Annotated in this window: 8 protein-coding genes; 4 read left to right on the forward strand and 4 right to left on the reverse strand. The window is 48.8% G+C overall.

The window, feature by feature from the left end:
- Positions 1–78: 78 nt before the first annotated feature.
- On the forward strand, positions 79–306 hold the full coding sequence (vapB, locus tag ACTG27_RS01660; RefSeq protein WP_098968699.1) for a type II toxin-antitoxin system VapB family antitoxin: 228 nt from the start codon (positions 79–81) through the stop codon (positions 304–306).
- Between the two features lie 811 nt (positions 307–1,117).
- The gene (locus ACTG27_RS01665; RefSeq protein ID WP_439978973.1) at positions 1,118–2,476 is read left to right on the forward strand and encodes a VapE domain-containing protein; all 1,359 of its coding nucleotides are present in this window, start codon (positions 1,118–1,120) and stop codon (positions 2,474–2,476) included.
- A gap of 547 nt (positions 2,477–3,023) precedes the next feature.
- On the opposite strand, the gene ACTG27_RS01670 is transcribed toward ACTG27_RS01665, so the two are convergent.
- The 4 genes from ACTG27_RS01670 to ACTG27_RS01685 all read right to left on the reverse strand — a co-directional run bounded on the left by ACTG27_RS01670 (position 3,024) and on the right by ACTG27_RS01685 (position 10,832).
- Positions 3,024–5,240, reverse strand: coding sequence for a DEAD/DEAH box helicase (locus ACTG27_RS01670; protein WP_247824043.1), 2,217 nt, complete (start codon positions 5,238–5,240; stop codon positions 3,024–3,026).
- Positions 5,212–6,507: an ATP-binding protein gene (locus tag ACTG27_RS01675; protein ID WP_439978974.1), complete on the reverse strand. Its 1,296-nt coding sequence runs from the start codon at positions 6,505–6,507 to the stop codon at positions 5,212–5,214. Before ACTG27_RS01675 ends, ACTG27_RS01670 begins: the two co-directional genes overlap by 29 nt.
- Positions 6,500–9,256, reverse strand: a complete 2,757-nt coding sequence (locus tag ACTG27_RS01680; protein WP_421210193.1) for a TerB N-terminal domain-containing protein — start codon at positions 9,254–9,256, stop codon at positions 6,500–6,502. The genes ACTG27_RS01675 and ACTG27_RS01680 overlap by 8 nt, the downstream gene beginning before the upstream one ends.
- A gap of 439 nt (positions 9,257–9,695) precedes the next feature.
- Positions 9,696–10,832, reverse strand: coding sequence for a Fic family protein (locus ACTG27_RS01685; RefSeq protein WP_421210195.1), 1,137 nt, complete (start codon positions 10,830–10,832; stop codon positions 9,696–9,698).
- Between the two features lie 717 nt (positions 10,833–11,549).
- Between ACTG27_RS01685 and ACTG27_RS01690 the strand changes: the two genes are divergently transcribed.
- Both ACTG27_RS01690 and ACTG27_RS01695 read left to right on the forward strand, forming a co-directional pair.
- Positions 11,550–12,560: a substrate-binding domain-containing protein gene (locus ACTG27_RS01690; protein WP_201952323.1), complete on the forward strand. Its 1,011-nt coding sequence runs from the start codon at positions 11,550–11,552 to the stop codon at positions 12,558–12,560.
- Positions 12,561–12,651: 91 nt separating this feature from the next.
- On the forward strand, positions 12,652–14,778 hold the full coding sequence (locus ACTG27_RS01695) for an alpha-galactosidase (protein WP_201952320.1): 2,127 nt from the start codon (positions 12,652–12,654) through the stop codon (positions 14,776–14,778).
- Positions 14,779–14,813: the final 35 nt, after the last annotated feature.

The following is a 14,813-nucleotide window of genomic DNA, read 5'->3' on the forward strand; positions in this document are numbered from 1 at the left end:
TGCATCCGGTGTCAGTTGACATACCGGGCCCATTAGCTATGTTCGGTTCACATGGTATCTGGCTTCATAGGACGCGTGATGGAATCAACAGTTTTTAAGTGTGGTCGTGGCCAGGGGGTTTACCTGCCCGAGGCCGTGGCCCTGCCAGATGAGGTCACGCATGTTGAGATCGTAGTGGTTGGTCGTACTCGCATAATCACACCTGTAGGTGAGTCCTGGGATAGGTGGTTTGATGAGCCTGGTATGAGCGCCGACGTCATGGCCGAACGTGAGCAGCCAACTGCCCAGGAGCGAGAGAAACTCTGAGGTCCAGCAGTGTAACTGAGTTGCATAGCTGAGAGGGATTGTTTTTATATATATAGATAAAGCGTATCCCTCTCACCTGAAAAGGTGAATAGCTATGGCTATCATTCTCGCGTAGCGAGGATTGTTCATAGATCTGTCGGTACTCGCCCCCCAGGCAGGATAGCTCAGTAGCCATTTTTTCTAGGTTGCACCACTGGTCGTGGTGCATGTGATCCAGTTCTGTATCTACAATGCTGGCGATTGGTCTCTCCTCTGTAGTGGTTTCAGCCGCTGCAATTTTGGACAGTATGCGACATGCCGAGAACTGCTCTAGCTGTGCGGCCATAACTACTGCGACGTTCGGAAATTTATCGATAACCTGGTAGTTTAAATAGCCATGCTTCGTCACTAGGAATTAGTGTTTATATATATTTGTTGTAATTCTAGGTGCAATCATTAGGCTTAATAAATAAATTGCACAAAATGTCAATTTATTTTTTTTCGTCCTATTGATCTTTGATGGAAATAGTCATATCTTCATCGGCACATAGACTGGTTGGCCTATGTAGATATAACGTAATCTACTGGTTTTGTTGAAATGTTATCTCTGAATTCCTGTGCACTATACTCATATGGTCGTTACAAGTGACATTGTACACGAAGCACAGTTTAAGCATGTCTGGTCTCATTGGAATAAACTAAAGGTAAAGCATCTTTTGATATTTCACGCGTGATTTATAACAGGCTAATTTTGGTTATAATTAAAATGAAATCCAAGTGGTAATGCATAGTATATATAAAAATCAGGCCTATAAGGCCGAGGATAATAACAATGAAGCAAAGCAATGAAAAAATATTTGGGTGTGAACTCTTGACGTACGACCAGCAAGATCAGAAAAATAATGAGCAGCAGGAAAAAAATGTAGTTTTCGCGAAAGTCATGGACAACAGCAAGCAATTGACGTTGCCGGACCTTTTGCCAAATAGCCGACCGATGAGGACTAGCCGTAATCTGCATGCTATTATTTTACACAAAAACTGGATCCCGCGTTTCAACCAGATGACGGCTGAACCAGAGGTCGCTAATTCTGATAATCAGCGCCTAGGTCTCTCTGATGCAGGTCAGCGATCTGCGCTGGTTGATGCCTGCCAGCATGCACATCTGTCAGACAGGGCAATTGATGATCATTTGACAGCGATTTGTGAACAGCATAGTTATCATCCTGTACGTAGTTGGCTGGAGGACGGGATGCCGTGGGATGGTCAATTACGAGTGGATAAGGTGATAGCCACCCTAGGTGCGGTCAACCCAGGTTATGCCGCTCAGGTAATAAATCCATGGTTGATTGGATGTGTTGCTGCATTATATGAACCCAATTGGATATCAAAATTGGTTCCGGTCCTCGCGGGTGGCCAATCATTCAAAAAATCTGCATGGATACGCCATATTGCCACTGTGGTACCTGGGTCAACACTGGATTGCTCCATCAATCCCGATGTGCCTGATGATGTGAGACGCGCAGTTTCCGCGTGGGTGGTAGAATTGGCCGAACTTGAGAGTACCACCAGGCATGAGGCTGGCAGCCTGAAAGCGTTTTTAACGAGAGATCATGACCGTTTTCGAGTGCCGTATGGGCGTAATTTCACTGTTAAGCGGCGTCAAACTAGTTTTATTGGCACGGTTAACGGCACTGGTTTCCTGAAAGATGCTACTGGGAGTTCGCGGTTTGCGGTGATCGAGTTGGCGTCACCAGCAAATATGGATGTTCTTAATGAAATTCTTGGTTGGAGTTGGGATGAGGGGCGAGTGCGTCACACCGAACCCGAGAAATTACGTCAGTTTTGGTTGGAGGTAAAGGCAAAATATGATGATGGGGGCTCTTGGTATCTGGATGAAACGACAGTCATTCAAGCTGCGTCTATAAACGATGCTCACACTGATAAGGGGGCTTGGTACGATATTATTTGCCATAATTATCTGTCAGGGGAATATAATGATACTAAATGGGTTGTTGCGAGTGAATTGTGCAAGCTACATGGAGAGAAGGTCAATATGGCAACATCTTGTGGTAAGGCACTCAGGATGCTTGCGAGCGAGGGGAAAATAAAGAGCAAAAAAGGCCGATCTAATCAAACTCTATACTGTTTGCCAGTGATTGGAACAAATAGGATAGATAAAGTAATAAAGTAATAAAGTAATAAAGTAATAAAGTAATAAAGTAATAAAGTAAAAAAACACCCGCCACTGAGTCGGGTGTTTTTATCAAAAGATGCGACTAATGGTTAATGTATTATATTCTGGTTAAGTGAGCATTATGATGTTGCTAACCATCCGTAAGCCACATTATTACTGATTGAGTGATAGTTATGGTTAGGTGGTTAAGTAATTTCAATGAAAATAATATTGTGAGGTATGGATGAGTATAATTCAACGCTGTCAATATACTTATCGCTTTATAGCGAACCTAATTAACCATCTAACCATTAGCGAAAATAAACCTACGAATGTGGGGTTTAGGTTGATTAGGTGGCTTAAACAATGATTAACCAATTATTTTTAATTGCCGTTATTCAACGGCAAACGATCCACAGTCACACCGCTGGCATATTCTGGTTAACATGCAACACCTGAAGTGACAAGGCTCATCGACGATGTGTGCTCCATGTCACCTGTAGAAGCGGTACGAGTACAGTGATCTACTATTCGGAATAGCTATTTAGCCAGTTTAGTAGAAAAATTATTTTCCATGCATGAGTATGACCTTCTTACATATTCCTAATGCACCTTCCAGATCCAACCTAAGTGAGGAGAATGACTTACGCAAAATTCTATCAGGAAGTGCCCAATCCCACTTTTCTCGATTTAAGTTTCGGACTCCGTCCAGTAGGTCTGTCGATAGTACATGTGAGTCTTTAATGCTGACTATAACATTCAGCATTTTTTCTTTGCTGCAATTAATTAAGATGTAAATGCCTTCATTAACAGCATCAATATCATTTTTTTGCATCAACAGAACAAACGCATCATGTGCAATATCACTGGACCACGGGAACAGCTGTACGGAATTATCGCCCAATTCAATCAATGTAGTCGAGTCAAGGTCAAAGCGTTTAAAGTTTTCTCTTGCTTCGGACAGTAGCTCTTTTGCTCTGGTATCAAGAAATGGAACATCAAAGCCACCAGCAAGCACATTGCGCATTTCAACCCTGACTATTTCGTGAACAGTGGCCAAGCAGTTATCGAAGACAGGAGGAGTCCCTCCTTTTGAGGGGGCCACAAGTATAAATTTCTTTTCTTCATTCACTTCGAGAACTTGCCAGCGGCGACCGGCAAAAATGATCTTCTGGCCTGTAATCAGAGGCCTGCTTATCGGGATCAACCCAACCTGAGTAGAGGCGCAGATCAGCCGGTATTCCTCATCACTGACAAATGATGCGTAGAATTCGTGATTGTTAACGAGTTTTTCGCCTACTTCACCGTGCAGCAGCAAACCTGATGAGTCCTGTTGTATCAATTTCAAGCGGCCCATCTGCTTGAGAAGCCCAATAAAGTCATCAGGTGTGAATCCTTCAAAAGGCGCACCAGGGGAGAGCAGACTATGCCAAAGGTCTCTGGCCATGATGCCGCCGCGCTCACTGATAACAGAAAGGATCTGTTGAACTAGAGTTGAGGCGTGCAAGCCACCAGCAAGGGGAGGCTCAAACCAACCACCGATCAGTAGCCTGACCATGGCGATAGTTTGGATCAGGTCCTCACGTAGTGAATCTGAGATACTTGTATTGGGGGAGAGTTCGCGCTCGATGATGTAGCCGCGAAGGATTGCGGACTCTCCCTTACGGCGTCCGGACCTACCAAGACGTTGCCGCAATGAAGACACCGCAGGTGGTCGACCGATTTGGCAAATACTTTTAACGGAGCCAATGTCGATCCCGAGCTCCAACGTACTGGTGCAAATCGCTGTCGCTGGCACATCACCCGACTTCAAAGCCTGTTCCGTTTCTTCACGATATGTTTTCGACAAACTGCCGTGGTGTGCCCAGAACTGGTTTGGGACCTTATCTTGTTCGCAAAGGCGACGTAAACGGTCTGTGTACTTTTCAACGTTCGATCTGGAGTTGGGAAATACCAGGTTGTTTGACCCGCGGAGTACACGATACAAGTCGTTACTGATGGCTACATAGGGAGATGTTGGGTCGTCTTCATCTCGTTCTTCGTCTGGTTCCGTTTTACCTTCGAGATAGCCTTTGATGAGGACCTTTAGCTCCTGGCCACCATCCTTTGACTCGATGAGCTGGACGCTATCAGGTAGGGAAGGGCGCAAGAATTTTGCCGCGAGCGACATATCCCCGAGAGTAGCAGAGAGCCCAACGCGGGGGACCTGACGACCGATGGCCAGCTCAACACGATGCATCAGGGATTGGATCTGTTTTCCTCGCTCAAAGCCGATGAAGGCATGCAGCTCATCAATCACGATGTACTTGATGTTGGCCATCATCCCAGGGATGGATGACCCCCGATTCACAAAGAGGGCCTCCAGGGATTCAGGGGTGATCAACAACACCCCATTGGGACTCTTCAAGAACTTCTGCTTCTTGCTGTAGGCGATATCACCATGCCAGCCAGTAACAGGGATCTCCAACGAGTCACAGAGCTCGTTGAGCCGTCCCCATTGATCATTGATCAGCGCTTTGAGAGGACTGATGTATAGAACCGTAGCGGGCTCGGGGCTGTTCAGTAGCACCGTGAATATCGGCAAGAAGGCAGCTTCAGTTTTACCCGCAGCAGTGGCAGCAGCGATGATCACGTCTGTATCTGCCCCCAATAATGCCGGTATCGCCCGCTCTTGCGCATCACGAAGAGAGGTCCACCCCTTTTGCCACACCCAGCGCCGGATCCGCTCATCCAGCCGTTCAAAATGTCGGGAGTCAGAGCTGGAACGAGGTGAATTCATCATCGGGCTCCACTGCCAATTCTAACTCCGCTCCCTGATCAGATTTGATGTCAGTAAAGCCAATGAGCTCTTTCCAGTTTGCATCAGGGTTCTGCTCTAGGACGGCCAGCAGGTTCACAAAGGCGGTGATCGTCGTTCTGGGGGTTCTGAAATAGCTTTCCCCCAACCGGCTCTCACAATGGGCCATAAATGCCGGTAACGCTTCGTCTGGCAATGTGTAACGGGTTTCATCACCACAGGCATAGACATGCCGCAACTTCTCAAGGAGAACGTAGAAATCCTCAGGGGTCAGGCTTGAGAGGCGCAGTACTGGCCCTGAGTAATCCACCAGCCCATCCTGAGCAAAGCTGTTCTCGGCCAAACGGGATTGCAGGGCTGAATAGCTGAAGAGGCCGCGTCGGGTGTCCATCAAAAACTCGGGAGTGCCGCCAAGGATGAACCCGAGCCCGACCGACGTCCCTTGCAAGGAGTCATTGAGGATCCGCAGGATTTGTTCGTAGTTGGAGTTGCGAGCCTGGGAGTTGGCAAGCTTATAGAGGTTCACCATCTCATCAAGGCATACCAGCAAGCCTGAATAGCCTGCCAGCTGAACGAAACGGGCCATCAGCTTGAGCTGATCATACATGGTGGCATCATCAACGATGGTCCGGACACCCAGCGCTATGCGGGCATCGGTCTTGGTTGAGAATTCGCCCCGAAGCCATCTGATGGCGTCATGCTTCAGCTGGTCATTTCCATCTTGGAACCCTTTGCAGTAGGCGGCGATCACCTCGGCAAAGTCATAGCCATTGACCATCTCGGCTAGATCTTCCAGCTTCTTCCGGATGACCGCTTCAGGTTGTGAGCCATTCGCCTTGGCTTCATTTTTCGCCTGAGCGATGAACTTCTCCACTACACCCGCAAGTGCACCGCCATCAGGTTTCGTGCGGGTGGACATATTCTTGGCGAGCTCAGAATAGAGGGAACGCGCTTGGCCGCCGCTGGCATGCAGTCGGCGATCGGGATTGAGATCGGCGTGAACGGTAACAAGCTGCTTCTCAAGCGCGATTGCTCGCACAAGGTTGAGAAGGAAGGTTTTACCGGCACCATACTCCCCGACAACGATCCTGAATGATGAACCTGTATCGGCAACGCGATTGATGTCTGTCATGAAGGCGTCAATTTCGTTTTTGCGGCCAACTTGGATGAGATGCTGACCCACCTTGGGCACGACACCCGCTCTTAAGGATTGGATGACGGCGTCACGCTCTTTTGGCCTGATTTTACTCATGAGGAATTTGCTCCAGAAGGTCAGTGTTCAATTCAATGGTGTCATCACCCTCGATCAGCATTTCATCAAAGTGATCGAGCATGGCTTCATTAATTTGTTCAAGTGCACCATCGAGCATCAGGCCCATGGTGTTGGCAAGTGCAGACAAATCATCACGAGCCCATTCCGGACGGGCAAGCAGAGCCCTGAGGAATTGGCTTAGGTCATCATCAAGGCCAAATAGAGAACGAGTGTCCCCAAGGGTTGTCGGCTCGTCCGCTTGATCTGATGACGCTTCTGTCTTGGCCTGTTGTGGCTGGTAGATATCATCATGTTCACCATCATTCTCTGTAAACACGGATGCAAGCATTGCAGTGACTTGAGAGGTCTCCTGTTTGAGCTGTGCCACCCGAGCCATATCCAAACTGGAGGCACTGCCAGTAGCCTTGGTCACGCTGCCAGATTTGCTCGTTGATACGATCCTGGCCTCATTTGAATGGAGGTCTGAGTAGACCTGTTTCACATCCAAAGAGATCAGCTTATACAGCTGCTCCAGTACCTTCACTTTGGCTGGGGTGATCGAGTTGTCAGCTTTCACAAAGGCGACGAGCAGCTTGCCGACTAATGCCTTTTGTTCACCATCCAAGGCATCGATGGCTTTCTTTACGATCGACAGGGTAGGAGGTGCCTGAGTGCCCAGTAGCGCTTTTGCGATCAGTCGAACTGATTGAGAGTGGGTCAGGAAGTTCATTGAACCGATCTGCTCCTTGAGGAAAGCGATCGTGACTTCCGATTTATCTTCGTCGGTATTCAGGACAACACAGGCCAGATCTACAAATGCGGACACAGTATCCACACTGCTCTGATTTTTGTTCAGCGTCTCTTGCGGATTTATCGGATAGATGACAACAGGCTCGTCTCCCTTCGGGCGCTTATTGCTTCCCTCTGGGTGAGGCTCGATGCTCATATGGTGGTGAGCCAAGATGTTAGCCAAACCTTCATACTGCGCTTTATTGAGGCCTCCCGTGCTGTTGATGTTGATACGCGCTGCAAGGTCAGACCAAGGCAGGAGCATGGCATCAACACCAACAACCTCTGCCAGCGTCACGAACGTTTGTTTCATGGCTGTTGGCCAATACTGATATGGCAGATGAAGCAAAGCTTCCAAGGTGTTTTCTGCCCCAACATTTCTCCCTAGATACCGGCTATATGGCTCAAGCAAGGAGGTGCAAAGGTCAACAACCTTACTCAGCTTTCTGATGTATGGCTGCGAGAAGGAGACATCAGATAGATTGGTGACGCAGCGCTCAATGAATTGGCTGACGGCATAAGAAGACGGCGCATAGGAAACCTCGACACGGGATTTGAGCTCTTTCAGTTTGATGCCATCGCCATACTCCCGTTTATAGGTGTCGATGAACATAGCCTTGAAGATATCAAAGCAGCGCTGCGCGGGGGTCCGTAAGGAAATTGTCGGGGTACAGGTCGCCCAGAGCAAAGCCCAATCGGCAGGAACCGGCTTGCCGTCTCTAACCAGTTGCCCGAGGCAGATTTTCAGCGAAATAGGGACGTGGTAGCTGAGCGGATCGGCCTCTTGTGCGGGGAAAAGGTAATATTCCTTGCTGATGTTCTTCGCCATCCCATATTCGAGAAAATTGGTGGCATATCTTGTGAAAGAGGGGTGCGCCGAATAGATGGTCACCAATCTGGCTATTTCGGCAAGAATAAATGGCATCTCTCTTTTGGCTAGCTCGTCTCTTTTGGCATCAATAAAATACCGGCGCTCAAGGCCATAGAAAAAGATGAAAACAAACCCAATTGCGACGTCGGGGTCTTTGCGCCCATTCGCAATCCATTGCAAATATCTTTTCTTGGCGTCGGCAGTGAGATTTTTATAGCTCGGATAATATCCATGCAGAGGAAGATCTGAGGGCGCATCTTTGATGGTAACAAGGGCTTGTGGATCGATAAGTGATGGCTCTTCAAAGAGGCCTCCATCCAGCCTGGTGTTGCCGACATAAAACATACCGCCGCTAATTTTGAGACCAGCAAGAGTGATCTCTTCACCTGGGGACATCCAGCGGCCAACCATGCAGGGCCCCGCAGGCATTAGCTCAGAAGAGGTGAAGAGTACGTTTTGCTCAGAAGGCACAACGGATGGGCTGCGTTCTCCGAATGAAAAAGATATGCTGAACTCGGGCGCGGGTAGTTCCGTATCGTTATCTGTCAGGGACAAAACAGTAAAAACATCGTCATCAAAATCAAGGGAGGCTGGTGGCGCATCAATAGCTGGATCTGGCTTTGTCTTGGCAAAAGAGTTTGCATCCAAGGTCGTGGGCTCAAAAGGGGTTGATACTCCAGAAATCATGAGGTCAGAGGCCGATACCTTGATCAGATCTTCAGTGTTTGGATTCGGTTGTTGGTGTGGTAACGCCTCTGGTTGCATCTTTGTATCCGCGTTGGCTATAGCTTTCGAATGACTGGGGGCATGTGATGGCGTGAAAGCTGCCCTCGGCGGCTCTCGATGCACTGGTGAAGTGTGCTTAGTTGGATGAGGTGTGGCTGTAACTGTTGGTTTTTCTGGTTTGTCGGTGGTTTTTTTGTAACGGTATGTGAAAAAAAGAAATAAAACGCAGAATGCACCCACCCAAAATTGCCAAGGAACCGCTTTAATAGCTTCAATTATCTTGATAGTAATAAAGATGACGATGGCAAGTATAATTAGATAAAAATCTCCAAGTTTCTTTGATGTCCGCCTTTTCCTTGCCATTTATTCTCTCCAAACAGTAATGCTTCAGCTAAGTAAAATCACTAAATTAAATAGCTACCTTAAAGTGTGATGTGCCTAATGATAAAGTTCACGTATACACGAGTAAAGGTTCTATCACCTGAAGATGTTCACTCTGTGAGGATAGATTAGTGATTTCTTACGGGACCCTTAGGATAGCTTGAACAGCAAAATGAGAAGTATTTTCATCATGTGCTCGAGTGATCTTGCAAAATAGAGCGAACTCTGCTTGCTCTTTCGGTGTGATGAATAAAGATGCGGGGCGTTCTTGCCCAAATCGATGCTTCGGGATGGAACTAACTGAGAAGGCGAGAATCCGATCGGCACTCCCCCCCTACAAGTTAGCATTCATGGACAAGGTGCAAGTGTCTGGCTCTATGGGGCAAATCCAGTAATCACCCACCTCATATTATAAATTGGCTTACTTTTCAGGTGTCAATTTGAGCCGATATCGTGTGTTTCTGCCTCCACCAGGCTCTTTTTCTAGGCAGTTTTTTTCCAGTAGATCAGTAAGATGGCGCGTGGCTGTAGATTTGCTCACCTGAGCAATAATTTGATACTGACTGGCACTAATGCTCTGCAAACAGCGATCATCATCACTGCCTATCAAATAGTTCAGGATCATTACCTGTTCAGGGCACAATTGGTCATTAGCGTGTTGCTGCCAGAAACGTTGCCGGGCCAGAGTTTGGGTGCATGATTGTTGTGCCTGTTCCAGCGTGACGTTGAGTGTGTCCAAAAACCAAACCAGCCAAGGGGTGATATCCAGACCACCTCTCTGGGTCTGCTCCAGAGCGCGATAGTAATCAGCTCGACGCTCAAAAATCACTGTCGAAATTGCATACAGACTGATGCTCTGGTTGTCGGCCTGAGAGAGTGCAAGATCGGTGAGGGCTCGGCTAATCCGTCCGTTACCGTCATCAAACGGATGTAACGTGACAAACCAGAGCTGACAGATGGCGGCTCGCAGTAATGGATCTAGGCAGGGATCATCGAAACTGGTATTGAACCAGTCGATGAAAGTGGCCAATGCCTGCCCTAGTCCCTCACGTGGTGGGGCTTCGAAATGCACGATGAGTCGATCACGTGCTCCGGATATCACCTGCATCGGCTCATCACCACGCAGCTGGCCAACGCGTATCTGATGCGATCTCCGGTCATCTGCGGGAAAAAGCCAGCGATGCCATTGCAGCAGGCGTTCAAGCGTCAACTGCTCATCGCTGCTAATTGCATCCACAATCATGGCGGCCAGCCCCTCGGATCTAACTGAGGTAGGGTAGTGTGACTGCTCCACTATCCCGAGGCGACATGCCAGAGATGCACGTAACGACTGCGCGTTCAGTTGCTGATTCTCGATAGCTGAGGACGCGACGATATTGGCCAGCAGCGTATCTAGGGCATGTGTCTGATGCGCCAGTGTTGTGCTGTGAGCTGATAAATGAAGGCCCTGGAGTAGTCCCAGATTGCGGTGTGCCAGACGTAGCCTTGGCAGTAACTGCTTATCTTGCCAGCAAAAATGTGGCCAGTCCTCGTGTTGCCAGATCCAGTCTACTGTCATCGATAACCTCGTTGATTATGTGTCGCGGGCAAGCAGTGCAATGCCAAAAATGAGCCGAATTGACACCTTATTCGGCTCACGGTATGAACCGATAATAGCCCTCATTCGGCTCATTCCACAACTCACAGCGCTGATTGACAACTGGCTGGGAACCTATTGATAGGCCAGGATTGCTTGACCAATTCCGTAAAACAGTTACCTCTGCGGTGACTGGTTTATGGCATCGGATCTCGGCTTGTAAAGACTTACTCTTCGTGCAGTTATTCAGCAGGGACAGCCTACTGCTTGATCCATGCATGCATGCAGGCTGTGGTTGGATACCCCGGTTTATCGTGCAACGGTAGTCACCGACCACACGTACTCTATGACTTGTTTAATCGCTTCGATTCTGATTGTTTCCGGATAAGGCTGGCAGATCATACATCACCAATAGTTGCCTCATTCAAGGCTGTGAGGTTTTTAAAGTACTGGGGGCGATTCAGGGATACCTCCACTGATACCGGTAAACTCCGCTAACATCGGTGCAATATGGTAGAGTGGTATCTCGAATTGCTAATGAAGTTTCTCGGATTTTCAATTAGATATGAATTATAGGTGAGAGTTTTTCCAGCCTTTACCAAGCTAGCTTTCTGTCTTCACTACCCACGGAAACTGGCGTGACAAGAACGAACATCTGAGAACACAGCCAAGAGCGATTAGTTAACAGCAGGAGAAGATATGTCACTTAAGGCTATTGCTGCCGAACTCGGAATTTCTGTCACCACTGTCAGCCGAGCGCTTGGTGGGTTTTCTGATGTCTCGGCAGAGACCCGTATGCGTGTGGAGATGGAGGCACAACGTCGGGGTTACCGTCCAAACACCCAAGCAAGACGACTTAAAACTGGGAAAATTGATGCGGTTGGCTTTGTGTTTCCTGAACATGCCGTACCATTTAACAGCAGTGTGTTCATGGATATGGTCAGTTGTATAAGCCGTGAACTGGCCAAGCATGATATCGACTTACTGCTGATAGCTGATGATGAGGGGGCTGACAGTCACAGCTATATGCGTTTGGTCAAAAGCCGCCGGGTTGATGCTCTGATTGTGGCTCACACGTTGGACAACGATCCGCGCCTGATACACCTTCTTGAGGCTGGCATACCGTTTCTGGCTCTCGGAAAAGTGTTGTCCGGTCTTCCCTGTGCTTGGTTTGACTTTGATAACCATGCGGGCACGTGGCATGCCACGCAGCATCTCATTGCACTTGGGCATCAGCGAATTGCATTACTTAGTGAGGATAGTTCCCGGGCCTATGTCATGGCTCGACGCCAAGGTTGGCGAGATGCCCTAAGTCTACATAGCTTGCCTGAGACTTGGCTACGTTTAATTACCCCTACACGACGCGCTGGTTACCAAGCTGTGAACGAGCTAATGTCACTTCCACTTCCCCCTACCGCCATTATTACCGATAGCGACTTGAGTGGTGACGGTGCAGCCATATCGCTGTTGCTTTCTGACCATCTATATGGAGAGCATGCAGTCTCTCTAGTTGTCTACGACGGTTTGCCACAGGACAGTATCATAGAATTGGATGTGGCAGCCGTTCTTCAGTCAACAAGAGAGCGTGTCGGCCGTCAGGTTGCTGACATGATACGTAAACTCATCACAGATGTTTCTCCGGAAACGCTGCAAGTGCTCTGGCAGCCGGATTTTAATCCGGGTAAAACAGCCCTTCCCCCTTCGTCTTAGTTTTAACCAGATCACACATCCGAAACGTTTTGGTTGATGGCCGAAACGTTTCGGATCAACAGTAGGACATACTCGAAAACGGAGATGTCTTATGGAACCGACGTACCGCAGGCTGAGCAGCCCCCACTCAAACCTGATTATTAAAACTCACCCTTATGCCGAGATAGTTTGGTGGGGATCCGCTCTGCAACACTTTAATCCAGATGACTGTATTAGCCTCGAAAGACCGGTTGCGAATGGTCGTCTAGATATAGACACGCCGTTGACCTTAATGGCTGAGAACGGACTAGGACTTTTTGGCTCTCCAGGGCTGGAGGGACACCGAAATGGTCTCGATGCATCGCCAGTGTTCAGAACCGTCAGAGTCGAGCAGATCGGAGAAGTACTCACTCTGACGAGTGAGGATTCGGTGGCGGGCCTACGGATGGTGAGTGAGTTGATACTGACATCTTCAGGCGTACTGAAAATGCGGCATGCCCTAACGAACCTCCGTGAAGGGGATTGGCAGGTTAATCGTTTCGCGATCACTTTACCTGTGGCTGAGCGAGCGGGAGAAGTGATGGCCTTTCATGGACGCTGGACACGCGAGTTTCAACCGCACCGGGTCCGACTAACACATGATGGTTTTGTCTTAGAAAACCGCCGGGGCAGAACGTCCCATGAGCATTTTCCAGCGCTGATTGCAGGTACTCCTGGCTTTTCTGAACAGCAAGGTGAGGTGTGGGCTGCACATCTGGGCTGGAGCGGAAACCATCGCATGAAATGTGAGGTCAAAACTGACGGGCGACGTTACCTTCAGGCGGAAGCCTTATGGATGCCTGGAGAGAAAGCACTTAAGCAGGATGAAACCCTGTATACCCCTTGGTTGTACGCCTGCCATTCCCCTGATGGTCTCAACGGCATGAGCCAGCAATATCACCGTTTTTTGCGTGATGAAATCATTCACTTCCCTGATCAGAAACCTCGTCTGGTGCACCTCAACACTTGGGAAGGTATTTATTTTGACCACAACCCTGACTACATCGCGCAGATGGCTGAGCGCGCAGCAGCACTTGGTGTCGAGCGATTCATTATCGACGATGGCTGGTTCAAAGGGCGCAATGATGATCATGCAGCCCTAGGTGACTGGTATCTAGATGAACAGAAATATCCAGATGGGCTAATGCCAGTGATTAATCATGTGAAATCTCTTGGCATGGAGTTTGGAATTTGGCTAGAACCCGAAATGATCAATCCAGACTCTGACCTCTTTCGCCTGCATCCCGATTGGGTGCTATCAATGCCGGGCTATACACAACCAACCGGAAGACACCAGTACGTTCTCAACCTGAATATTCCCGAAGCTTTTACATACATTTATGAACGTTTTTTATGGCTACTGGGCGAACACCCTGTTGACTATGTGAAGTGGGACATGAACCGTGAACTTGTCCAAGCGGGGCATGAAGGTCGTGCAGCGGTGGACTCACAGACCAGACAGTTTTACCGGCTATTGGAGCTTTTGAGAAAACGTTTCCCTCGAGTTGAGTTTGAATCCTGTGCTTCTGGTGGCGGGCGTATCGACTTTGAGGTGCTTGCTCGCACACATCGTTTTTGGGCTTCTGATAACAATGATGCCTTAGAGAGATGCACCATACAGCGTGGGATGAGTTACTTCTTCCCTCCGGAGGTTATGGGAGCACACATTGGTAGCCATCGTTGCCATGCCACCTTCCGGCAACACAGCATTGCTTTTCGCGGCTTGACGGCTCTTTTTGGGCATATGGGCCTAGAGCTGGACCCGGTGACAGCAAGTGAAGACGAATCTGCTGGTTACTGTCGATATGCTGCGCTCTACAAAAAATGGCGTCAGCTTATTCACACCGGCACGTTGTGGCGGGTTGATATGCCAGACGTTGCAACTCAGGTTCAAGGCGTCGTGAGCTCAGATCAAACGCAGGCGCTTTTTCTCGTGAGTCAGCTCGCGATGCCTGATAACACCTTACCGGGAACCCTGCGTATCCCGGGGTTGGAAGCGCAGGCCCGTTATCGCCTCCACGTTGTTGATCATCCCGATCTTCAACTGGTTGGTGAGGGGGGGCATACCATGCGTAGGTTGCCAGAATGGATGTGCCAGAACACCGAGGTCTGCGGAGAATGGCTAGCACTGGCTGGTATTCAGCTTCCCATACTGGATCCGGAAAGCGCCATGCTAATAGCTCTTGAGCGTTTGGCATAATAAGACCTGGGCCGGTCTCGGCCCTTTCTATTCTA

It is taken from the genome of Aeromonas sp. 97A (genome assembly GCF_051919185.1).
Lineage (GTDB): Bacteria > Pseudomonadota > Gammaproteobacteria > Enterobacterales > Aeromonadaceae > Aeromonas > Aeromonas veronii.